Raw genomic sequence first — 23,570 nt, forward strand, 5'->3', positions numbered from 1 at the left:
ATATAGATTATTATAATACGAAACGGATTAAGGCAAAATTAAAAATGAGCCCGGTACAATACCGGACTCACTTTTATCAAGCTGCCTAATGAAATAACCGTGTCTAACTTTTAGGGGTCACTTCATAGAACCATACTCTTTTTTTATGCTGGTTTTTTCTGTTTAACGGCTGGAATAGATCGGTTTAAAATACTATTTGCAACCATTCCTAACATAATAATAATCATTCCAAGTAGGGAAAGCCCGCCAGGAAACGAACCATTCAAGAAAACAATTTCTCCAAGTACGGTAAAGACCATCGTTCCAGCTTGTGTTGCTTCAACAGCTCCAAGTAAAGCCAGGTTATCTTTTGCTAAGTCAGTAGCAAAGAAAAATGTCATCGTTGCAATAACGCCGGAACATAATGCTAACAAAAATCCTTGAAGCATTTGGCTAGATGTTGGAATACCCGTAGTAGAAAATCCGTATACACCAAGCAAAATTGTTATAGGAAGACTTCCAATTGCCATTCCTAATACACGTTGGAACGTATCAAGGCGTCCGCCAACAAGCTCCATCATTTTTCGGTTACCGAACGGATATAAGAAAGCGGCTAATACGACAGGTAAAAAACCTGAAATGAACTGAGTCATTGTAATATGGCCTGCGGCAGTTGCTTGCATACAAATTACACCAAGTAAAATAAATAAAGCAACATATAAGCTACGAAGTGGAATTTTTCCACGTACAAGTTTCGTACCTGATTTTGTTTCTATTTTCACAAAAAATAGTGGTGATAGTAGTAAACCAGCTAAAATCGTAACTTGCCAAGTTCCAGCAACGAGCCAAGCTGGAGAAAAGACAGCTGCGAAACTTAATAAAGAATAAAAACCAATACCGGCAACAGAACCCCATCCGATCCACGCCAATGGATGTTTTTTTAACTCTTTCCATAATCCCCTAAAGTTTTTGCGAAATAAAACGATAAGGAATAAAATAGGGAGAGCAAATAAAAAACGGAAGGAAGCTGTCCAAGCCCAGCTCGTTCCAGATACATTCATTGCTCTATTAATAATAAAGGTTGCAGAAAAAAAGGCCGATGATAAAAGACCTAATAAAATTGCGCGCATGAAGTATAGCACTCCTTTCGAAAATAAATAATTATGTATAGTATGATATGCTTTAATTGAATAAAAGTAAACTATTTTATACTTTGAGGTGGTTTTATATATGAAAGAAAATGAAGATATGCAAACGAAAGAAGTCATTCAACAAGTTGGACAATTATTGAGACAAATTCGAAATGAACAGAAATTAAGTTTAGAAGAATTAGCTCATAAAACAGGAGTTAGTAAATTAACATTAGGAAAGATCGAAAGAGGGGAAACAAATCCGACGCTAGCTGTCATTTGGAAAATAACGAAAGGGTTATCAATTCCCTTATCTAGATTAATGGTTTTTGGAGAACCAGTAGCCGTTGCGCGCTGTGGAGAAGGATTTGCAGTAGATGTAGGACAAGCATGGCATTTAGAAACGATGTTCCGTTATACGAAAGAAACAGGGATGGAAATGCACCGTGCTTGTTTACGATCAAATAGTATATATGAACCAGAAGCTCATCATGAAGGTGCGATTGAGCTTGTAACGGTAATGAAAGGGAAAGTGTCTATTCAAGTGGAGAATGATGTATATGAATTAAATGAGTTTGATTCCATTCAATTTGAAGCGAATAAGAAGCATATTTATAAAAATGAAGAAGAAGAAGTGGCGGTATTACATTTAACGATGAAATATTCTTCATGAAAAAATCCCCTATAGAAAAATCTATAGGGGATTTTGTATACAATATATGAAAGAATGTTATTAGTAAGAGCGTGGCATAAGTAATAAACAAATAAAATAAACTAAAAACCCCGTCCCAAAACATAAAACTGCAATGACCCAAAGTATGCGAATGAGAGTAGAGCTAATATCAAAATATTCTCCTAAACCACCGCATATACCAAATAGCATTTTATCAGTTTCGGATTTACATAATCTTTTTGACATCTTCCAATACACTCCTTTTTATAGCAAACTCTATACTTCTATTCTATATGGAAATCTATGAGGAGACTATGAGGTTGTATGACATTTTTTTAGGGAACAGTCATATTAATTGTCTTAATTTTCAGTTTATATTAAAATTATAGTAAGAGGTACTTTTAATAAAGGGTGGGGAAATAGAGATGACGGTATATTGGTTGACTAATGTAACGCTTGAATCGGGGTATACATATGAAGAGGGGAGAATTTCAAAAACAGAAACAGAGTTATGTAGTTTACTTATTGAAGAGGGACGAATTAAAAAAATTATAGCAGGGACTGTTCAAGAGGAAGGGGTACTCATTCTTGATGCTAATCGTTTATTAATTTTGCCCGCTTTCGAAGAGATGCATATTCACATTGATAAGACATATTATAGTGGTCCTTGGAAAGCTTGTATGCCAGCAGAAAGTATTTTTACACGTTTTAATGAAGAAGAAAAAATTTTACCAAAGCAATTAGCGACTGCCCAAAATAGAGCGGAAAATATGCTAGAGTTACTACTGCAAAATGGTGCAACGAATATTAGAACGCATTGTAATGTTGATCCAATTATTGGGCTTGGTAATTTGGAGGCGACGTTAGCGGCATTAGAAACATATAAAAATCGAGTGTCTAGTAGAATTGTTGCGTTTCCGCAACATGGATTATTGCGCAGTAATTCTGTGCAACTCGTGAAAGATGCGATGCGTATGGGTGCTCATCTAGTCGGAGGCGTAGATCCAGCTACAGTGGATAATGACATTGAAAAATCATTACATACAATTATGGATATCGCAGTAGAATTTAATGCGGATGTTGATATTCATTTGCATGATGCGAATAATCTTGGAACATTTACGATGAAGAGATTGGCAAGTTTAACAGAAGAAGCAGGATGGCAAGGTCGTGTAACAATTAGTCATGCACTTGGACTTGGTGGTGTTACTGATAAAGAGGCTGAAGAAGTGGCAGAAAGACTCGCAAATGTAAATATTGATATTACTTCAACGGTACCAATTGGTAAACAAGTAATCCCAATTCCGTTATTAGATAAAAAAGGTGTTAAGGTTTCATTAGGAAATGATAGTATTACAGATCATTGGTCACCGTTTGGAACAGGTGATATGCTTCAAAAGGCGAATCGATTAGCAGAGCGTTTTGGGTGGAGTGACGAAAGGTCTTTAGGAAAAGCACTTCGCTTTATTACAGGAGGAAAAGAAACGTTAAATAATGAAGGGAAGCGAGTATGGCCGAATGTAGGGGATGAAGCGAGTTTTGTTTTGACAAATGCGACATGCGCTGCTGAAGCAGTAGCGCGTCAAACAGAAAAACGTTTAGTCGTGTATAAAGGAAATATTGTTGTTGGAAGTTTAAATGAGGTGGAATTAAATAATCTTGTGTAGAAGAATCGTTTAAATATTTTGAGGGGGGTTCTAATGGTAAGTCTAGAACTCTTCTTTTTTATTCTTACAGTATATTTTTTATAGGAAAGCTAGAAGGGATGAAAATTTTGGACAATCAACATAACCAAAATCATATTATGGGAACTTTGCAATGGTTTATATTTTTATTAGCAAATTCAATCGCACTACCAATTGTCGTTGGCGGATTATTTCATCTTACGACGGAAGAAATATTTTATTTAATGCAGCGTACGTTTTTTGTAGTTGGTATATCTTCTTTTTTACAAGGCTGGCTTGGGCATAGACTGCCAATTGCGGATGGGCCGGCTGGATCTTGGGTTGGTGTATTTACCGTGCTTGCTTATGCAACGGCCGGACAGGATCAATTACATAGTACACTGCAAATTTTAGAATTAGGAATGATAATCTCCGGTGTTATTTTAATAGGATTAGGAGTAACTGGTTTTATAGGACGTATTTTATTTTTATTTACGCCGCTTGTGACAGGGACGTTTTTACTTTTATTATGTTTACAATTAAGTGGTGTATTTTTAAAAGGAATGTTAGGGATTACAGCTACTATTTCTCAAATTGACGGATTTACAGCAATGATCGCGTTTAGTATATTTTTGTTCGTTATTATACTATCTAATTTCGGAAAAGGCTTTGTCAAAAGTTATGCAGTTTTAATAGGATTAATTAGTGGGTGGATTATTTTTCTCATTGCAGGAAAAGTGACAATCCCATCTCAAGTAACTCATTTTGTGCAACTTCCACATATATTTGCTTGGGGACTTCCAAAATGGAATACAGGTATGGCTGTATCAAGTTTCGTTATGGTATGTATTTTAGTTTCGAATACGGTGGCAGCTATTATAGCAATTAATCAAGCAACTATTCATAAAGCGACTATTGAACAAAAACAGTTGAAAGATGGAACATGGGTTGGGGGGATTTCACATATCATCTCTTCTGTATTTTCAACTGTAGGTGTCGTTCCGTTACCAGCAACGGCAGGATTTATACGTTTAACAAAACAAAAGTATATACGATCGTTCTTAATGGCATGTGCGTTACTAGTCGTAATGTCTCTTTTTCCAAGTATTATTCGTTACTTAGCATCTTTACCATCTGCTGTCGCATCGGCTGTTTTAATGGCTTCGTTCGTACAGTTAATTGGAATTGGATTTAATAATATAAAACAAGTGCCGATGAGTGAAAGGAATGTAACGATTTTAGGCGTTGCAGTATTATTTGGCAGCGGCGTTATGTTTTTACCGTCTGGAGCACTCCAATCCTTGCCGTCTGTTATGCAATATATATTCGGTAATGGTTTATTTGTAGGTACGGTTGTAAGTATATTGCTAGAACAAATATGGCGCGTTGGAAAGTAAGTGGATAAAAAGAGTGTACGCACTGTATAAAAGTCTAAAATAACATAGGAAATAAAGCCCATTTTCATTCACCACCTGCACATTTCGTTCATACAATATCTTGACTAAATAAACACCCAACTTACACATACACAGCTCTGGCTTAAGCAAGGAGGGTTATACCAGTTGAAGGAAAAAGCGTATCAATCTAAACCTTTACTCACAAAGAGAGAAAGAGAAGTATTTGAATTACTGGTTCAAGATAAAACAACGAAGGAAATTGCAGGTGAACTTTTTATAAGTGAAAAGACAGTTCGCAACCACATCTCAAACGCAATGCAAAAGCTAGGGGTTAAAGGACGTTCACAAGCAGTTGTGGAGCTTCTTCGTATGGGAGAGCTCGAACTATAAGAAAGCAGCCGACTTTTATACAAAGAGTCGGCTATTTTTTTGTTTGCTTCACTTGCTATATGAATGATAAGAACACTCCATACATAAATAGGTAATAAGGAGGGGATATGTTGAAAAGGATACTGTTAGTTTCAACAAGTGCTCATGATATGAATGGACACCCGACTGGTTTGTGGCTTGAAGAGCTCGCAGCTCCTTATCATTTATTTAAAAAGGCTAAGTTTGATGTTGATATTGTGTCAATAAAAGGCGGGAGAGTACCTATAGATAGAGTGTCTATTCCGAATGGTATACCTCGTGAATTCAAGCACGTAGCTTCTTTATTGCAAAATACAAGGCCGATTTCAAATGTTCATTTTTCGGATTATGATGCGGTTTTATTTGGTGGTGGGCACGGGGCGATTGTAGATTTTCCAGGTAATCCATATGTAGCAAATTTGATTGAGAATATGTATAAGAATAAGCGGATTGTAGCGGCTGTTTGTCACGGAGTAAGCTCCTTAGTCGGTGTGAAAAATAAGGATGGCTCGTTTTTTGTTGCCGGTAAGCGTATAACAGGTTATACAAACGATGAAGAAAAAGCTGTACATTTAGAAAAGCGCGTTCCGTTTTTGTTAGAAAGTAAGTTGAAAGAAGAAGGAGCTTTGTTTTATGTAGCGCCTAATTTTACGCCGCATGTGGTAGTAGATGGGCATTTAATTACAGGGCAAAATCCACAGTCTAGCGTGGAAATAGGTAAGGCTATAAAAAGGGCTGTAAATAAATTATAGAAAAAGTACCCGCTACTAACAAAGGTAGTGGGTATTTTTATCCTAAAATTCCCCCTCAAAATTGGTTTGTAACCGTCCAGTTGGTGATAATGGATTCTAGTTCTTTATGTATAGTATATGAAAATGTAATAAACTAAAAAAGCATAATGAGTATAATAACTTCATTTATAATCATTCGTGAATTTGCTATACTATTTTGTATGGACAAAAGGGGAGGCTCTTTTAAATGAGAAAAGTCGCATGTGCAAATACTTATATTAATAAAATAAAGCCCGTTATTAGAAAGACGAGTTTTAGCCAATTGAAAATAGATGAAATTGCGAAATATATGGATATTAGTAAAGCTACTTTATATAAACGTTTTTCTTCGAAAGATGAAATTATTGAGGCGATAGTAGAGGATTTTATGAATTATCTACTCGAAGTTGATGCGGACAATCAAGATGAAAGCATGTCTTTTGCAGAACGTTTCCAAAAGACGTTTATCCACTCTTTAAAATGTGTGACATATATTTCGGATGTTTTTTTGCAAGATTTGAAAGAAGCATATCCGCATTTGTCAGATCAATTAGTCGCTGCACAACAAAATCGTAATCATAATTTGCAAATGTTTTTTGAAGCGGGTATGGAACAAGGTTATTTTAATAAAATGAATGCGCAATTATTTATGGTACAAGATGATGTGATGTTACGACGTATTATAGATCATTCTTTTTGTATTCAGTACGATATTACTTTAAAGAAAGCGATACTTGATTTTTATCAATTAAAGAAGTATCAACTTTTTAAACCAGAGTATATAGAAGCAATTGATGATTCTGAAATTGAAAAAGAAGTTATTGCTATTTTGCAAATGATTTCGTAAAAAAGCAGATCTCCCTTAATAGAGGAGAATCTGCTTTTTTTAGTACATAATTATTTTTGCAACTGTTTTAATACTAATTCGGCTACTGGACCACCTGAAGCTGGGTTTTGACCAGTGATAACACGATTATCTTCTAGAGCAAAAGCTTCCCAAGGCTGTGCAGCTTTTTCGTAAAGTCCTCCATTTTTAATGAGTTCATCTTCTGTTAAAAATGGAACGAATTGATCTAATTCAGCTAATTTTTCTTCTTCATTTGAAAAGCCTGTTACCTTCTTACCGCTAATTAAACGATCCCCATTACTTAATGTAATATGAAATAAACCAGCAGCTCCATGACAAACGGAAGAAACAATACCGCCGTTTTCATAAATATTGCGGCTAATATTTTGAAGTTCTTTATTTTCTGGGAAGTCCCAAATAACCCCGTGACCACCTGCGTAATAAATAACAGCGTAGTCTTCTGGATTCACTTCACTTGGTTTCATTGTAGAACCGAGGCGATTCATAAACTCTTTCTTTTGGTACCATTCCCAATCGATGCTCTCCGCCATTGCTAAACTATGTGGATCAATTGGTGTATAACCGCCTTGTGGACTGACGTAATCAACTTCGTAACCCGCTTCTTCTACTTTTTTTACGAAATGTACAGCTTCACCGAGCCAAAGTCCGGTAGCCCTATTTAAATTTGGGTATTTTTCTACGCTTGTTAATACAACTAACATTTTTTTCTTCATCATAATCCTCCTATAATGTCTCTTCTATATAAAAGTTCTGTATTCGTTTCATTTTATTAAGTTAAAAAATGCAAATTTGAATAATCATGCCAGTCCTCCTTATATCAGCTTCGAAATTAGTGTATAATAACTTTTGAACAAAGTAAACTAAAAATACTAAATTAGTTTACTTTGTATGTTTTTCGTTGACAAACTGTAATGCTGAAACTATGATAGTTCCATGAATATCGAACAACATATGTGTTTCGTTTCGAATCCAATTTATCGCGCGATAAATTAGCACCATTTATACATTTAATGAAGTTGTTTAGTGGTGATACAACATTTAAATAACTTCATTTTTTTATCTATAGTTTGACAGTTTTAAAATTGCAATCAGGAGAGTGTTACACATGGGGAAAGATATAAGTAACCATTCGAAATGGTTTGTTTTTACATTATGTTTTATTGTTTTGTTAGGACCGATGAACGCTGTGTTATTTAATGTAGCGCTAGAGGATATTGCTAATGATTTATCAATTAGTCAATCGAAAGTAAGTTGGGTTGTAGTAGGGTATTCTTTAGTCGTCGGTATCGGTTCGATGATATATGGAAAACTGGCTGATCGTTACAGTGTAAAAAGGCTATTAATTATTTCTATTATCATATTTGTAGCTGGTTCTATTGTTGGGTTTGTAAATCAATCTTATGAGATTATCATTTTCGCAAGGCTAGTGCAGGCGAGCGGAGGAGCAGCGTTTATTGCGCTTAGTATGATTGCGGTGGCGAAATTAGTTGCTCCAGCTAAAAAACCGGGTGCGTTAGCAATGATTAGTTCTTCTATTGCATTAGCGGTTGGTATTGGACCTTTAGTTGGTGGGGCAATTACAAATACGTTAGGGTGGTCGTATTTATTTTTATTTATGGTTATTTCAATGGTTGGTATTTTCTTGCTCGTAAAATTTATGCCAGAAGAGGTGCAACATACCGATGAAGTGTTCCACTTTGATTTCATTGGAGCATTTTTATTATTTGTATTGATTACGACCGTTTTATTAGGAGTGAACATTAATAGTTGGCTTTTTGTGTTATCTGTTGCTTTCCTATTTTTATTCAAGGCTCATATGAAGAGAGCAGAGTCGCCGTTTATTGATATTGAGTTGTTTACAAATAAACCATTACTGCGTTTAATAGCGGTCGGATTTATCATTAATGTGGCGTTATGTGCTAGTTTATTATTATTACCATTACTGTTAGGAAGAGGGCACGGATTGTCTCCGTTCGTTATTGGAATTGTATTGTTTGTTGCATCTCTCTTTGGTATTGTATCTAGTTTTATTACCGGAAAGATTATTCCTGCGTTTGGGAATGTGAGGATGATGTATGTAGCGTCTGTAGTTATGATCATTGGCTTTTTAATTTTAGGGATTATTCCAGACGGGAACTTACTCTTTATTTTATTTGCGGTTATTTTAACATTTATGAGTTATTCGGCAATTCAAGTATCATTAAACACATTTATTCCGAAAACATTAAATCCAGCTAAAGTTGGAGTCGGCCTTGGTTTATATAATTTAATTAACTTTTTCGGTATGGCATTCGGACCAGCTGTAGCAAGCAAAATTATGGAATCTACAAATAGTTATCGATTGAATTTTATTTTGATCGTCATTTTAATTTCTGTTCATTTCGTCTTATTAATGGGAATGTCTTCTTTTCAAAAAAAGATGGAGCAATGAATATGCATTTTATATAGAAGAAACCGACTTTCTTATAGAAGGTCGGTTATTTTTCTATCTTGCAAATTATGAAAAAAAGGAGCAAAATAAAAAAGGTCCTAGTCTATACATGGGCAAATGAAAATTTTCATACAGAAGCATTTGAAGTGAGCGAACTTAAAGTGTGTAAAATATAATGATAAACATAAAAGATGATGAATGAGAAAACGGGTGATGAAGTTGAATAGAGCAATCGGTGTTATCGATTCAGGAGTTGGCGGTTTAACAGTAGCGAAGGAATTAATTCGTCAGTTGCCGAAAGAGCGTATCATATATTTAGGAGATACAGCACGTTGTCCTTATGGTCCACGTTCTCGAGAAGAAGTGCGTCAATTTACGTGGGAAATGACGGAGCATTTACTAGATTTAAATATTAAAATGTTAGTTATTGCGTGTAATACAGCAACTGCAGTTGTATTAGAAGAGATGCAAAAACAATTACCAATTCCAGTAGTAGGAGTTATTCACCCAGGATCACGTACAGCTTTAAAAGTGACAAACACGTATCACGTTGGGATTATTGGAACGATTGGAACGGTGAAAAGTGGTGCATACGAAGAGGCGTTAAAGTCTATTAATAACCGTGTTATGGTAGAAAGTTTAGCTTGTCCACCTTTCGTTGAACTTGTAGAGAGTGGGAATTTCGAAAGTGAAATGGCGTATGAAGTTGTAAGAGAAACGCTGCAACCACTGAAAAGTACCGATATTGATACACTTATATTAGGGTGTACACACTATCCAATTTTAGGACCTGTTATTAAAAAAGTAATGGGAAATAAAGTACAACTAATTAGTTCTGGTGATGAAACAGCACGTGAAGTAAGTACAATCTTATATCATAGTAAAATGTTGAATGAAGGAGAAGAACAAAGCGATCATCTCTTCTTAACAACGGGAAAAATAGGCTTGTTTAAAGAAATTGCATCAAAATGGTTCGGTCAACCGATTGAAAATGTGAAGCATATTCATTTAGAAAAAGAATAATAGTAGAATTCATATAGGTGAGCTCCTGAGAAATCAGGAGTTTTTTGTTTTATCTTGCTATTTGCTGGGCAGTTAGACCCTCCACTGATTAAAGTTTCACTTTATAAGAGGCACAGCTTGTTCTAAAATGTGAAACGGCTCGTATACATAATAGTACAAACTTAGATTTTAGGGGGGAATGGCATGCCTAAATCCACTTTTAAATGGGTTGTTGGTGCTACTGTGAGCGCTGTTTTACTAACAGGGTGTGGCTTTATAAATCAGGAGAAAGCAACTGAACAAATTGATCCGCCAAAACAAGTTACGTATACAGAGGGTGGGAAGAAAGAAGTAGCTAAAAAAGATAAGCAAGGGCAAATGGTAAATAGAGAACTATACCTTGTTGATAAAAATGGTTATGTTGTACCACAAACGTTAGCTATACCTACTCCGAAAGCAAATGAGACTGTGAAGCAAACGTTAGAATACCTTGTGAAAGATGGACCGGTAACGAATTTATTACCGAATGGGTTTCGTGCAGTCATTCCGGCGAATACAACGATGACTTTAGATTTGAAAAAGGACGGGACGGCAGTTATTGATTTCTCTAAAGAAATGAAAAACTATGCGAAAGAAGAAGAGCGTCAAATCATTGAATCTATAGCGTGGACGTTGACGCAATTTACAGAGATAAAACAAGTGCAGTTCCAAATAAATGGTGAGAAATTGGCGAAGATGCCGGTTGCTGGTACACCGCTTGGTGAAGGAGTGAGCCGTGCAAATGGTATTAACTTCGATGATGAACAAGTAGCAGATGTAACGAATACAAAACCAGTCACACTATATTTCATGGCGCAAAATAATAATAAACAGCAATACTACGTACCAGTCACACGCCGCGTTGCGGAAGGAAAAGAAAATGATTATGCAGCAATTATAGATGAACTTGTAAAAGGTCCGATTCATCAATCGCTCCTGAATGATTTTAATCCAGGCGTTAAGCTTATTACGAATCCGAAATTACAAGACGGAAATCTTACATTAAACTTTAATGAAAATATATTTGTAAACCCAGATAAAAATATGATCTCAAATTACGTATTGAAGTCGTTAGTTTTATCTTTAACAGAAAAGAAAGGTGTGAAAAATATTTCTATTGAAGTGAATGGAAAAGCAAATCTTATAGATGAAAAGGGCGGAAAGTTAATAAAACCTGTAGATCGTCCAGAAAACGTGAATACAGGTAGTTTTTAATCTTGAATAATTTGATATACTTAAGTAAGAAAGGAGAATTGCTTTTTGGGTTCTCCTTCTTTTATTGTATACATATCATACATTTAAATTTGGCTATACTAACGAGTAGTAATTAAGAGGAGGTTATTTTTATGCGAGTAGATGGTAGAGAGAAAACAGAATTACGCCATATACATATTCACACGAATTATTTAAAACATCCAGAGGGATCTGTATTAATTGAAGTTGGGGATACAAAGGTGATTTGCTCAGCAACAATTGAAGAGCGTGTACCACCGTTTATGCGTGGAGAAGGAAAAGGATGGGTAACAGCTGAATACGCGATGATTCCGCGTGCAACAGAACAACGTACAATTAGGGAGTCAAGCAAAGGGAAAGTAACAGGACGTACAATGGAAATTCAACGTCTAATTGGACGAGCATTACGTGCGGTAGTTGATTTAGAAGCGCTTGGCGAGAGAACAGTTTGGATTGACTGTGATGTTATCCAAGCAGATGGTGGAACGAGAACAGCTTCTATTACAGGTGCATATGTAGCGATGGTATTAGCTTTCGAGAAATTATTACAAGCAGAAAAAGTATCTAAAATTCCAGTAAAAGATTATTTAGCAGCAACGTCAGTAGGAATTGTTGAAGAGCAAGGTGTTGTTTTAGATTTAAACTATGCAGAAGATTCTAAAGCAGACGTTGATATGAACGTAATTATGACTGGAAAAGGCCAATTTGTTGAAGTGCAAGGAACTGGAGAAGAAGCGACGTTTAGTAGAGCGCAGTTAAATGAACTACTTGATGCTGCGGAAAAAGGCATTTTCCAACTGATTGATATGCAAAAAGAAGCTTTAGGTGACATCGTATCTCATATAGAGTAGAGGTGGAAAGTATGAAACAAGTTGTTGTAGCGACAAAAAATATGGGAAAAGTACGTGAGTTTGCTGAGTTATTTGAGCGATTTGATTTAGAAGTGAAATCATTACACGATTTTCCTCATATTGAAGAAGTCGAAGAAACTGGTGAAACATTTGAAGAAAATGCGATCTTAAAAGCGGATAGTTTGAGTAGACAGTTGAATTCTATCGTAATTGCGGATGATTCGGGTCTTATTGTAGATGCTTTAAATGGAAAACCAGGAGTGTATTCAGCGCGTTTTGCTGGTGAACCGAAAAATGACCAAGCAAATATCGATAAAGTGTTACAAGAATTAAATGGCGTTGACTTTGAAAAGCGTAAAGCTCGTTTCTATTGTGCATTAGCAGTTGCTTTCCCTGAAGGTGATAAAAAGCCTGTCATTGTAAATGGGACATGTGAAGGATTTATCTTAGAACAACGCCGCGGAGAAAATGGCTTTGGATACGATCCGATTTTTTATGTGGAAGAATACAAAAAAGCAATGGCGGAATTAAGTTCAGATGAAAAAAATGCTATTAGCCATCGTGGCCGTGCTCTTCGTAAGTTAGAAGAAAAAATCCCGGAATGGTTTTTAGGAGAATAAGGGAGAGAGAATGATGAAAGCTTTAATCGTAAGCGATAGTCATAGCTCTGCGAAGGAATTACAGCAGTTGAAAGAGAAATATGAAGGGAAAGTAGATATCATGATTCATTGCGGTGATTCAGAGCTAACGCCTGCTCATGAAGAACTGCAAGGTTTCCATGTTGTAAAAGGAAACTGTGATTATGCTAACTTTCAAGATGAAATTGTAACTGATGTAGATGGAATTCGCTTCTTAGTAGTGCATGGACATCGCCATAATGTGAAAATGACATTACAAACGCTAGCGTACCATGCTGAAGAAGTGGGAGCGCAAGTTGCATGCTTCGGACATTCTCACGTATTAGGTGCGGAATTAATCGAGGGCGTTTTATTTATTAATCCAGGCAGTATTTTATTACCACGTCAGCGTGTAGAAAAGACATTTGCTTTATTAGAAATGGATGAAAATCAAATGGAAGTTCGTTTTGAAACGTTAGACGGACAACTAGTTGAACAAGCAGTTTTTAAAAGAGGATAAGAAAATTTATCCTCTTTTAAAAAAGGTGTTGACTTTATGTGTGGTTATACATATAATAAATATTGTCGATAGGGCAACGGCGCTAACGAAGAAAAGAAAAGAAAATAACATATGCGGGTGTAGTTTAGTGGTAAAACAAGAGCCTTCCAAGCTCTGGTCGAGAGTTCGATTCTCTTCACCCGCTCCATGTCCCAGTAGCTCAGCCGGATAGAGCATACGCCTTCTAAGCGTACGGTCGGGAGTTCGAATCTCTCCTGGGACGCTAAAAAAACCTTGTTATCTTTTGATAACAAGGTTTTTTGTTTGTCTATAAATTGATGTATGTGCAAGAGGTGTAAAATATAACGCAATATATGATAATTATTATTTATTATGGATGGAAGTACATTAAGAAAAGAGCGCCATTTATGCGCCCTATTTCTCTTATTTAATTTAAAGAATCAATAGGTTTATGATGGAACTCAAATCCATATCCAGATTCTCCTAATTGTTCACTTACAATATTATAAAACTTTTTCCCGTAAAAACTAGGTTCATTCTGCGAATACACTTGTATAATGAAATGTGTTCTTCCTATTGTACTTGGAACTTTTTCGTAGATTTCATCACTTTCAATGAATCCTAAATATGTATTGATTTTGTCTTGTAAAAGTAAAATGTGTTCATCGTCAAGTTCTTCGCTTTTATTCCACTCTAAAGCATCAAAGATTGTTAAGTATACATTATCTTTATTATCCTCATCTATTAAAACTAAATCGACTTGATCCGTATCATGTAATGCCATATAAAAGCCTCCTTATTCTTCTTTTCTTATTACATTTATTTTCGTTGGTGGGATCTCTTCTAAATGTTCAAATGGTGGTTTGTTCCTACTTTTAACTATTGCACCTGATTCCGCAATTTCAGGGAAGGCTTTTTTCTGATTTTTAGTAAGAGGTGCAGTAGGTGAAGATTTTAACTCTACTAAGTCAATCTTGCCATTTGCGTCCTTGCCTCCTATATCTATACGAGTGCGTACGCCCGATTTTGTTTGTACGGTTATTTGTTCATTCAATTCAGATTTAGGTTTTTGTTGTTTTATAACCTCGAACATTTTTGTTTCGTATTCTTTACCTGCTAAGCTATTAGCTTTTAAAGTTTTCCGTTGTTTTTCTAGTGTGGCTGCTGCATCTATTGCATTGGAAACTTTTTTTGCGCCTTTGACTACTTTTATTCCCTTACCAACAGGCGTAAGCCCCGCAAAAACCATGACACCAGCACCAGTGCGTTCCCACCATGAAAGTTTTTCGCCAGTATCGGGATCAACACCTTCTATAACACGTCGTACATCGTATTCTCCCGATAACTCGCCCACTAGGTCTCTAGTAACTTTCTCTAAACTTTCACCATCTTTTTTCGAAGAAGATGCACCAGGTGATGTGTTGTTATTTTCTGAAGAAGGAGTATTAGCTATAATCTCACTTTCAACTAGATTGCCGTCGTACTCAGCATCTGCCGTGCGGAATTTTTCCGCAACTCTTTCTAATTCGGTAGCTATTTTATCGAATTCCATTAAAATTGTGAACATTTTTGGTTTAGCTTCGTTAAACATTTGATAGAAATGTTGGCTAGTTGCTCCTGCCCAGTTTGCGGCAATATGTTCTGTTTGATTGTATAAATCATTATGTATTTGTTCTAAGGTGTACCGTACGTTCTTTACCGTCTTGGCTACTTGCTCTAGACGTTCAGGTGTTACTTTTATTTGTACCATACCATCCCTGCTTCTCCTATAATATTTTCACAAGAAGTGATTACTTATAAGTTTCGCGTCTAGTTTGGGTTATAATTGTAGCTCATTCTTAATATCTGTAACCGTTCCTTCGATATTAAGCAGTTGTATATGTAATTCTTTTTCTTAAATAAAAGGAGCGCCGTTTATGCGCCCTGTTCCTCATAGTATTTAATTTAAAGAATCAATAGGCTTATGATGGAACTCAAATCCATATCCGTATTATCCTAATTTTTTACTTAGAATGTTCTAAAACTTTTACCATTCTAGTACGATTGAGCAGCAGTTATCGGAACTTATCCCCGGCAGTGTGTTACAATTAATAGAAGCGGAAAACGAGAATCTCCAATTGACTGGACCTGTGATTGGTTAGAGGGTTTAAGAAGGTCGTATAAAAAAGGGAGATGGCGCAAAGATGGCGAGATCAAATGAGAATGATTTAACGGAGAAATTGGCAGAAGGTCACCGAAAATATGGTGACGGCAACTTTACAGTACAGAACATTGGTGATGAAACTAACCCGAATTGGACTGTCGTAAAAAATGTGAGGAAGGGATCGGCAGGCATTCGCGAAGGAGAAGATATATTAAGACTGCGATCCAAATATATAAAATAGTACGGAAATGGGCGGAGCGGGAGTTCGAATCTCTCCTGGGACGCTAAGAAAACCTTGTTATCTTTTGATAACAAGGTTTTTTGTGTATTTTAAATTAGTTGTTAATAAACTTGTCAAAGACAAAACCATAATCTTTCACATTATATTGTTTCTTCGTATCAACAAGCCAGTTAAAGGCAATCTCGTTCATTTCTTTAAATTGCTCTGCTAAATTTACTTGTGCGTTTGAAATGCGGCTAAAGGCATTAGATGCCATATCTAAACTTTTATGTGCATATTGTAATGTAATATCGTTGTCGTATGAAATTTCTTCGATTTTAAGTAAAGCCTTATATAAATCTTTTAATTCTTCAATATGTTTTTTATGAACATCAATTGAGTAATGTTCATCGCCCATTTGAAACTTAATTTCTACATCTAAATCAATCGTTCCTGCAGTTTCAAGTGCTACGTTTTTAATTTGATATTTGCTATAACTAAAGCGGCGTAGTGTACGTTTTTTACTTGTTGCACTTGTACCGTCTAAGTGAATTAACCCTTTGTTTGTGAAGCAATATTCATCTGATTTGGATTTAATTAGAAAGTAAATTTTCTCCCCATCTTCATGCATCACATAATCATCAGCATCAACCTTATCATAGTCTTTCGGCGTAATGACAGAACCTACATCGCTTAGTCCTAATACATCTGCCGCCATTTTTTTAAACATATATAATCCCCCTTGTAAATTAAATTCTTAATTGTACAAAAATATATTAACACGATTTTCACCAGTTGTTTTCTTGTAATACGAAAATATCTGAAAGTAAGTTAAGAAAAGTAACGAATAATTATTTTGATTCTAAATTATTTAGTAAATCTATTAGTTTAAGAGTCGATTCGTTCAAAAATAACTAAAAGAAAAAAGTTGATTTTACAAGTGATTATAGAGAAATTCCGTGAAAGCACCTTAAGCGATATGAGGTGTTTTTCAATCTCTCTTTGAAATCTTACAATTCTGTAAGGTAACTGTAAGGTAGTTCGATGGTAAGAAATTGCTAATCTTTTATAATGAAGATAACAACGATAAAACGAGGAGGAAGAAATGATGAAAGGATTAGTTGTAACGGGCTTAACGGTTGCTTTTGGATTTGTAGCGTATGAGAAATTAACGTATGTAGTTGATGTTGTGAAACATTTGATCGCTTAGAGAAAACAGCCATGAGAGGGAAAGGGAATGAGTGAATGAATGGAATGGTTATTTGGAATTATAGGTACTTGTAGTGTAGTGTTATTGTTCTTTGTCCCAAGTGGTATACTTAGTTCGACAACAAGTTTGTTCTTCTTAAGTTTGTTTGCTTGTACGATGCTTATTATTATGTTTTTAATGAAGCGAAGTAAACCAATCTTCTATTTTAGCATGATTGTTATGGCAATTATTGTTCTCCAAATTATTACCCTTGTAATATACCCCACAATTATAAAAGCTTTCCATTAATGATGAATCCTCTGCGCTTGTTGCTGGGGATTTTTATTTGTACAATTTTAATTTTTAGTAGAGATTTATTCGTATTGGAATGTAAAAATTAAATATTTTCATATTTCAAACAAGTAGTTTAGGGATGTTGTGTTCTCATTACGCATTTGATATATTTACTTTGAACATAATTAAAATCAAGAAAAAGAGGCGGACGTATGGATAAAAAAGAAAATACGGTCGTATTGTTTCCACAACTATCAGAGCGCTATATTGATGAAGGTTTTTTAGCGCTGAAAGAGCGGGAATTCGAAGATGCATTGCGTTGCTTTGAAATATTACGTCAGTATAATGCGGAAACGGAACAAACGGAATTAGCTTCAGTTATTTGTTTACTCGAATTAAAACGTATGGAAGAAGCGAAAGACAAATGTGAACAGTTGCTTAAAACAGGAGTTGTCTTATTTGGTGATATTCTTGAAACGTACGTAACTATTTTAGTTCAAACAAATGATTATGAAGGTGTTATTGAAACTGTTGAAAAGGTTTTACAAACGAAAGATATAATGCCTGATCAAAAGGAAAAATTAGCGCAGCTTGCTTTATTTGCAGAAGGTATGCTAAATGAGGGAGACGCATCGCTAGTGGATTCAAATTTTGAATTGGATGAGTTTACTAATGAAATTTTTGGAGAAAACTTTGGACAGAAGCTAAGAGCGATTCAGCGACTTTCGTTAAAAGACTTAGATCTTGCATTACCTGTTTTAAAGAAATTTTTAATAGACGAAGAGCAGCACCCCTATTTGAAAACTTCTATTTTGTATAAAATGATAGAAAGTCAGGTAGAAGAAGAAATAGAAGTAGAAAAGTTTGGAAATACGATTAAGGTGATTCCAGCATTTACAGGTCATAATGAGGAGCAATCCAATAACATTATACATAAATTATCAAGCCGATTAGAGCAAAATTATCCCGATATATTTGAAGCAATGGTTACATATTGGAAAGAGTTGCAAATTAGCGTTTTCCCATTCGCTCTATTAATGGATAAAGAAGAGATTTGGTCAGCTGTTTTAGAGAGAATTGGAAGAAAGCGTTTCGGATTGGCTATAGATGAAGAAGAGCTTATGGCAGCATATAATATCGAATTGGAAGAGTTTCATATTGCCTATCAATGGTTATTACGTGTTGAAAGAGAAGGATATTTGCCCGTATAATTATGAAAAAGAATCGTTCAGTTCTTGAAACGAGCATATTCTATGTTATAATGTAAGGGTTGCAAAAGGCAGAAATCTGCCTGTTTGTAAGAGAAGAGAAGTGTAATTCTCTTACTTAATATGTTTCATATTATTCTCGAACAAAATATACCGTAGTTGTCTTCTGGGCAATTAGTAGATTGGAACATTATATCTGAAAGCTTTTGCTAGAGGGTTATTTGTGTATTTGTTATTTCAAAAAAGAGATAATGAAGATCTTAATCTATAGAGGTATGTGCATACATTATTATAGTTGGAGGGAAAGAATAAATGTCTACAAAATGGGAAAAATTAGAAGGTAACGTTGGCGTTTTAACAATCGAAGTTGATGCTAAAGAAGTAAACAACTCTATCGACGCTGCGTTCAAAAAAGTAGTAAAAACAATTAACGTACCAGGTTTCCGTAAAGGAAAAATGCCTCGTCCATTATTCGAACAACGCTTTGGTATTGAATCTTTATACCAAGATGCTTTAGATATCATTTTACCAAAAGCATACGGTGAAGCGATCGAAGAAGCTGGTATCTTCCCAGTTGATCATCCTGAAATCGACATCGAGAAGTTCGAAAAAAATGCTAACCTTATCTTCACTGCAAAAGTTACAGTGAAACCTGAAGTTAAATTAGGTGAGTACAAAGGTTTAGCAGTAGAAAAAGTTGAAACAACTGTAACTGACGAAGATGTAGAGAACGAATTAAAATCTTTACAAGAGCGTCAAGCTGAACTAGTTGTTAAAGAAGAAGGAACTGTTGAAAACGGTGATACAGCTGTAATCGACTTCGAAGGTTTCGTTGATGGCGAAGCATTTGAAGGCGGAAAAGGCGAAAACTACTCTCTAGCAATCGGTTCTGGTACATTCATCCCAGGTTTCGAAGAGCAAGTAATCGGTCTTAAATCTGGTGAGTCTAAAGACGTTGAAGTATCATTCCCAGAAGAGTACCATGCTGCTGAATTAGCTGGCAAACCAGCAACATTCAAAGTAACAATTCACGAAATCAAAACAAAAGAACTTCCTGAGTTAAACGACGAGTTCGCTAAAGAAGCAGACGAAGCGGTTGCAACTCTTGATGAATTAAAAGCAAAACTTCGCACAAACTTAGAAGAAGGCAAAAAGCACGAAGCTGAGCACAAAGTACGTGACGAAGTAGTAGAATTAGCTGCTGCTAACGCTGAAATCGAAATTCCAGAAGCTATGATCAACACTGAGTTAGATCGTATGGTTCGTGAATTCGAGCAACGTTTAAGCCAACAAGGTATGAACCTTGAGCTTTACTACCAATTCACAGGTACTGACGCTGACAAATTAAAAGAGCAAATGAAAGAAGATGCACAAAAACGTGTAAGAATCAATCTTGTTCTTGAAGCTATCATTGAAGCTGAAAACATCGAAGTTACTGAAGAAGAAGTAACTGCAGAAGTTGAAAAAATGGCTGAAATGTACGGTATGCCAGTAGACGCTATCAAGCAAGCTCTTGGAAGCGTAGACGCTTTAGCTGAAGATCTTAAAGTGCGTAAAGCTGTAGACTTCTTAGTAGAAAACGCTGCATAATAAAATAACAAGGCACGATTTTAATCGTGCCTTGTTTTATAAATATAGAAATATATTTATAAAACTTTTCGATGGAGAAGGAAAAGTTCCTTTACAAGTCGAATATACATATTTCAAAAGTTTTAAAATTTTTTTATTTGTACATAACTAGTCATATTATTTGTATTTCTCGCCACGTAGTGACATAATATGTATTTACATACGATACATTTATCGTGTACATACGAAGGCAAGAGGTTAGCACTTTGTAAGGGGTGTGAAAATATGTTTAAATTTAATGATGAAAAAGGGCAATTAAAATGTTCTTTCTGTGGTAAAACACAAACGCAAGTTCGAAAGTTAGTAGCAGGTCCAGGTGTTTACATTTGTGACGAGTGTATCGAACTTTGTACTGAAATTGTACAAGAGGAGCTTGCGAAGGACGAAGAAGTAGAATTCAAAGATGTACCGAAACCGGTAGAAATTCGTGAAATCTTAGATGAGTATGTCATCGGGCAAGATAGCGCGAAAAAAGCACTAGCGGTAGCGGTATATAACCATTACAAACGCATTAATTCTAACAGCAAAATTGATGATGTAGAATTAGCGAAGAGTAATATCGCACTTATCGGGCCAACAGGTAGTGGTAAAACATTACTTGCACAAACGTTAGCGCGTATTCTAAATGTTCCATTTGCAATTGCGGACGCAACATCTTTAACAGAAGCTGGATATGTTGGGGAAGATGTAGAAAATATCTTACTAAAATTAATTCAAGCAGCTGATTATGATGTAGAGAAAGCGGAAAAAGGAATCATTTATATTGATGAGATTGATAAAGTGGCACGTAAGTCCGAAAATCCATCAATTACACGTGATGTATCTGGTGAAGGTGTGCAGCAGGCACTTCTGAAAATTTTAGAAGGTACTGTAGCAAGCGTTCCACCTCAAGGTGGTCGTAAGCATCCGCACCAAGAGTTTATTCAAATTGATACAACGAACATCTTATTCATTTGTGGTGGAGCGTTTGATGGCATTGAGCCGATTATTAAACGTCGCCTTGGTGAGAAAGTAATTGGATTTGGTTCTGAGAAGAAAAATGCTGATGTAAATGAGAAGCATGTTTTATCTCACGTATTACCAGAGGATCTTTTAAGATTTGGTTTAATTCCAGAGTTTATCGGTCGTCTTCCAGTTATTGCGAACCTAGAGCCACTTGATGAAGATGCTCTTGTTGATATTTTAACGAAACCGAAAAATGCACTTGTTAAGCAATTCCAAAAACTATTGGAGCTTGACGATGTTGAGTTAGAGTTTGAAGAAGGTGCACTAATCGAAATTGCGAAAAAAGCAATTGAACGTAAAACGGGTGCTCGTGGACTTCGTTCTATTATTGAAGGCTTAATGCTTGATGTAATGTTCGAACTTCCATCTCGTAAAGATATCGAGAAGTGTATTCTTACAAAAGAAACAGTAGCTGATAATGAACCGCCAAAATTGGTGTTACAAGACGGTACTGTACTTGATACAAAAACATCTGCATAATGCGAAAGGGAAACAGCAATTTTTATAATTGCTGTTTTTCTTTATGTTTAGCTACGTTCCTCCGCGGAAATACTAAGAGATAAAATATTGCGGGAGGAAATAAATAATGAGCTGGACAAATATATTTTTAGTTGTTCAACTTGTTTTTGGTGTAATTGTCGGATTATATTTCTGGCATTTACTTCGAAATCAACGAACACAAAAAGTTTCAATTGATCGAGAATCGAAAAAAGAATTAGAACAGCTTCGTAAAATGCGTGAGATTTCTTTAACAGAGCCGCTAGCAGAAAAGGTGCGTCCTACAACCTTTTTAGATATTGTAGGGCAAGAGGACGGGATTAAGTCCTTAAAAGCGGCTCTTTGTGGTCCGAATCCGCAACATGTAATCATATATGGCCCGCCAGGTGTTGGGAAAACAGCGGCAGCACGTCTTGTATTAGAAGAAGCGAAACGAAATCCTAAATCTCCATTTCGTACGAATGCAACATTTATTGAACTTGATGCGACGACAGCTCGGTTTGATGAACGTGGTATCGCAGACCCTTTAATTGGTTCGGTGCATGATCCGATTTATCAAGGTGCTGGGGCGATGGGGCAAGCAGGTATTCCGCAACCGAAAAAAGGTGCTGTAACAGATGCGCATGGTGGTATTTTGTTTATTGATGAGATTGGCGAACTCCATCCGATTCAAATGAACAAAATGTTAAAGGTGTTAGAAGATCGAAAAGTATTTTTAGAAAGTGCGTACTATAGTGAAGAAAATACGATGATCCCAACATATATACATGATATTTTCCAAAAAGGCTTACCGGCAGATTTTCGCTTAGTTGGAGCAACGACACGTTCGCCAGAGGAAATTCCTCCTGCTATTCGGTCACGTTGCTTAGAAGTATTTTTCCGTGAATTAGATACGGAAGAGATTCAAAAAGTAGCGAAAAACGCCGCGGAAAAAGTGGAAATGCAAATAGGTGAAAATGGTATTGAAATGATTGGGATGCATGCAAGAAATGGACGAGAGGCGATTAATCTCGTACAAATTTCTGCTGGTATGGCGATAAATGAAGAACGTTCTTTTATTAAAGATGAAGATATAGAGTGGGTTGTTCACTCAAGTCAGCTTACGCCGAAATACGAAAAGCACATTTATCCGATTCCAAGGATTGGTCTTGTAAATGGTCTTGCTGTATACGGACCAAATACAGGTGCGTTATTAGAAATTGAAGTAACAGCAATTCCGGCGAAAGATAAAGGATCGGTAAATGTTACCGGAATTGTAGAAGAAGAAAGTATTGGTAGTCAAACGAAATCGATTCGCCGTAAAAGTATGGCAAAAGGCTCTGTTGATAATGTATTAACAGTACTTCGTTCTTTAGATGTGTTGCCAGAAGGATACGATATACATATTAATTTTCCAGGTGGTATCCCAATTGATGGACCTTCTGCAGGAATCGCTATGGCAACAGGTGTATATTCTGCGGTGCATAGCACATATGTAAATAATGAAGTAGCGATGACAGGTGAAATAAGTATACACGGAGAAGTAAAGCCTATTGGTGGCGTGTACGCAAAAATAAAAGCTGCGAAAAAAGCGGGAGCTAAGAAAGTCATTATTCCTGCTGAAAATATGCAACCATTTTTGTATACGATAAAGGGAATCGAAATTATTCCTGTCCGTAAATTAAAAGAAGTATTTGAGTTAACGTTTATGCAAGAAAATATGCATAGAGAGCTAGATGTACATACTAACGTAGACGAAACAGATGCACAATCTATGTAAAAATAAACAATAATAAAATTTGCCAGACTTCGTTTAAGTTTGT

At 35.8% G+C, this 23,570-nt stretch carries 25 protein-coding genes and 2 tRNA genes; 21 read left to right on the forward strand and 6 right to left on the reverse strand.

The window, feature by feature from the left end:
• On the forward strand, positions 1-89 hold an 89-nt coding region (locus tag H6481_RS21710), incomplete at its 5' end, for an IS3 family transposase (protein WP_139358419.1).
• A gap of 54 nt (positions 90-143) precedes the next feature.
• Here the strand turns inward: H6481_RS21710 and H6481_RS21715 are convergent.
• Positions 144-1,109, reverse strand: a complete 966-nt coding sequence (locus H6481_RS21715) for a multidrug resistance efflux transporter family protein (RefSeq protein ID WP_078993653.1) — start codon at positions 1,107-1,109, stop codon at positions 144-146.
• A gap of 100 nt (positions 1,110-1,209) precedes the next feature.
• Between H6481_RS21715 and H6481_RS21720 the strand changes: the two genes are divergently transcribed.
• The gene (locus H6481_RS21720) at positions 1,210-1,782 is read left to right on the forward strand and encodes an XRE family transcriptional regulator (protein WP_000661921.1); all 573 of its coding nucleotides are present in this window, start codon (positions 1,210-1,212) and stop codon (positions 1,780-1,782) included.
• 60 nt (positions 1,783-1,842) lie between these two features.
• Here H6481_RS21720 and H6481_RS21725 read toward each other — a convergent pair whose 3' ends face one another.
• Positions 1,843-2,028: a PspC domain-containing protein gene (locus tag H6481_RS21725; protein WP_000044337.1), complete on the reverse strand. Its 186-nt coding sequence runs from the start codon at positions 2,026-2,028 to the stop codon at positions 1,843-1,845.
• A gap of 179 nt (positions 2,029-2,207) precedes the next feature.
• On the opposite strand from H6481_RS21725, the gene H6481_RS21730 reads away from it, so the two are divergent.
• The 5 genes from H6481_RS21730 (at position 2,208) to H6481_RS21750 (ending at position 6,868) form a co-directional block, all read left to right on the forward strand.
• The gene (locus H6481_RS21730; protein ID WP_000219588.1) at positions 2,208-3,449 is read left to right on the forward strand and encodes an amidohydrolase family protein; all 1,242 of its coding nucleotides are present in this window, start codon (positions 2,208-2,210) and stop codon (positions 3,447-3,449) included.
• A gap of 98 nt (positions 3,450-3,547) precedes the next feature.
• Positions 3,548-4,843 carry a purine/pyrimidine permease gene (locus H6481_RS21735; protein ID WP_053563595.1) on the forward strand — a complete coding sequence of 432 codons (1,296 nt, stop codon included), beginning with the start codon at positions 3,548-3,550 and terminating at the stop codon, positions 4,841-4,843.
• 165 nt (positions 4,844-5,008) lie between these two features.
• Positions 5,009-5,233: a spore germination transcription factor GerE gene (gene gerE / locus H6481_RS21740; RefSeq protein WP_000659484.1), complete on the forward strand. Its 225-nt coding sequence runs from the start codon at positions 5,009-5,011 to the stop codon at positions 5,231-5,233.
• 107 nt (positions 5,234-5,340) lie between these two features.
• Entirely contained in the window at positions 5,341-6,003 is a 663-nt protein-coding gene (locus tag H6481_RS21745) for a type 1 glutamine amidotransferase domain-containing protein (protein ID WP_182813205.1), read from the forward strand.
• Between the two features lie 226 nt (positions 6,004-6,229).
• The gene (locus H6481_RS21750) at positions 6,230-6,868 is read left to right on the forward strand and encodes a TetR/AcrR family transcriptional regulator (RefSeq protein ID WP_182813207.1); all 639 of its coding nucleotides are present in this window, start codon (positions 6,230-6,232) and stop codon (positions 6,866-6,868) included.
• 50 nt (positions 6,869-6,918) lie between these two features.
• On the opposite strand, the gene H6481_RS21755 is transcribed toward H6481_RS21750, so the two are convergent.
• Positions 6,919-7,602: a type 1 glutamine amidotransferase domain-containing protein gene (locus H6481_RS21755; RefSeq protein ID WP_000728514.1), complete on the reverse strand. Its 684-nt coding sequence runs from the start codon at positions 7,600-7,602 to the stop codon at positions 6,919-6,921.
• Positions 7,603-7,994: 392 nt separating this feature from the next.
• On the opposite strand from H6481_RS21755, the gene H6481_RS21760 reads away from it, so the two are divergent.
• The 8 genes from H6481_RS21760 (at position 7,995) to H6481_RS21795 (ending at position 13,844) form a co-directional block, all read left to right on the forward strand.
• Positions 7,995-9,320, forward strand: coding sequence for an MFS transporter (locus tag H6481_RS21760; protein WP_182813209.1), 1,326 nt, complete (start codon positions 7,995-7,997; stop codon positions 9,318-9,320).
• A 213-nt stretch (positions 9,321-9,533) separates the two neighbouring features.
• Positions 9,534-10,343, forward strand: coding sequence for a glutamate racemase (gene racE / locus H6481_RS21765; protein ID WP_016512279.1), 810 nt, complete (start codon positions 9,534-9,536; stop codon positions 10,341-10,343).
• 183 nt (positions 10,344-10,526) lie between these two features.
• A complete protein-coding gene (gerM, locus tag H6481_RS21770; protein WP_001126743.1) occupies positions 10,527-11,576 on the forward strand; it encodes a spore germination protein GerM in 1,050 nt (349 codons plus the stop codon).
• A gap of 131 nt (positions 11,577-11,707) precedes the next feature.
• Entirely contained in the window at positions 11,708-12,445 is a 738-nt protein-coding gene (gene rph, locus H6481_RS21775; RefSeq protein WP_001261763.1) for a ribonuclease PH, read from the forward strand.
• A gap of 11 nt (positions 12,446-12,456) precedes the next feature.
• A complete protein-coding gene (locus H6481_RS21780; RefSeq protein ID WP_000815949.1) occupies positions 12,457-13,065 on the forward strand; it encodes an XTP/dITP diphosphatase in 609 nt (202 codons plus the stop codon).
• Positions 13,066-13,078: 13 nt separating this feature from the next.
• The gene (locus tag H6481_RS21785; RefSeq protein WP_182813211.1) at positions 13,079-13,582 is read left to right on the forward strand and encodes a metallophosphoesterase; all 504 of its coding nucleotides are present in this window, start codon (positions 13,079-13,081) and stop codon (positions 13,580-13,582) included.
• A 113-nt stretch (positions 13,583-13,695) separates the two neighbouring features.
• A tRNA-Gly gene (locus tag H6481_RS21790) sits at positions 13,696-13,769 on the forward strand.
• A 1-nt stretch (position 13,770) separates the two neighbouring features.
• Positions 13,771-13,844, forward strand: a tRNA-Arg gene (locus H6481_RS21795).
• A gap of 165 nt (positions 13,845-14,009) precedes the next feature.
• On the opposite strand, the gene H6481_RS21800 is transcribed toward H6481_RS21795, so the two are convergent.
• Both H6481_RS21800 and H6481_RS21805 read right to left on the reverse strand, forming a co-directional pair.
• Positions 14,010-14,366, reverse strand: a complete 357-nt coding sequence (locus tag H6481_RS21800; protein WP_001173693.1) for a DUF6572 domain-containing protein — start codon at positions 14,364-14,366, stop codon at positions 14,010-14,012.
• A 12-nt stretch (positions 14,367-14,378) separates the two neighbouring features.
• Positions 14,379-15,332 carry a WXG100 family type VII secretion target gene (locus tag H6481_RS21805; RefSeq protein ID WP_182813213.1) on the reverse strand — a complete coding sequence of 318 codons (954 nt, stop codon included), beginning with the start codon at positions 15,330-15,332 and terminating at the stop codon, positions 14,379-14,381.
• A 433-nt stretch (positions 15,333-15,765) separates the two neighbouring features.
• Here H6481_RS21805 and H6481_RS21810 point away from each other — a divergent pair, with 433 nt between their 5' ends.
• On the forward strand, positions 15,766-15,966 hold the full coding sequence (locus H6481_RS21810; protein ID WP_000124460.1) for a hypothetical protein: 201 nt from the start codon (positions 15,766-15,768) through the stop codon (positions 15,964-15,966).
• Positions 15,967-16,060: 94 nt separating this feature from the next.
• Here the strand turns inward: H6481_RS21810 and H6481_RS21815 are convergent, their stop codons facing one another.
• The gene (locus H6481_RS21815) at positions 16,061-16,675 is read right to left on the reverse strand and encodes a PH domain-containing protein (protein WP_000473868.1); all 615 of its coding nucleotides are present in this window, start codon (positions 16,673-16,675) and stop codon (positions 16,061-16,063) included.
• A 519-nt stretch (positions 16,676-17,194) separates the two neighbouring features.
• On the opposite strand from H6481_RS21815, the gene H6481_RS21820 reads away from it, so the two are divergent.
• The 5 genes from H6481_RS21820 to lonB all read left to right on the forward strand — a co-directional run bounded on the left by H6481_RS21820 (position 17,195) and on the right by lonB (position 23,527).
• Complete coding sequence (locus H6481_RS21820; RefSeq protein WP_001983650.1) at positions 17,195-17,443, forward strand: hypothetical protein; 249 nt, start codon at positions 17,195-17,197, stop codon at positions 17,441-17,443.
• Positions 17,444-17,640: 197 nt separating this feature from the next.
• On the forward strand, positions 17,641-18,639 hold the full coding sequence (locus H6481_RS21825) for a hypothetical protein (RefSeq protein ID WP_000358255.1): 999 nt from the start codon (positions 17,641-17,643) through the stop codon (positions 18,637-18,639).
• A gap of 309 nt (positions 18,640-18,948) precedes the next feature.
• On the forward strand, positions 18,949-20,226 hold the full coding sequence (gene tig / locus H6481_RS21830) for a trigger factor (RefSeq protein WP_000105215.1): 1,278 nt from the start codon (positions 18,949-18,951) through the stop codon (positions 20,224-20,226).
• Positions 20,227-20,490: 264 nt separating this feature from the next.
• Entirely contained in the window at positions 20,491-21,750 is a 1,260-nt protein-coding gene (clpX, locus tag H6481_RS21835; protein WP_000472289.1) for an ATP-dependent protease ATP-binding subunit ClpX, read from the forward strand.
• Between the two features lie 106 nt (positions 21,751-21,856).
• Positions 21,857-23,527: an ATP-dependent protease LonB gene (lonB, locus tag H6481_RS21840; protein WP_182813215.1), complete on the forward strand. Its 1,671-nt coding sequence runs from the start codon at positions 21,857-21,859 to the stop codon at positions 23,525-23,527.
• Positions 23,528-23,570: the final 43 nt, after the last annotated feature.

It is taken from the genome of Bacillus sp. ME78, from assembly GCF_903970865.1.
GTDB classification, from domain to species: Bacteria; Bacillota; Bacilli; order Bacillales; family Bacillaceae_G; genus Bacillus_A; species Bacillus_A cereus.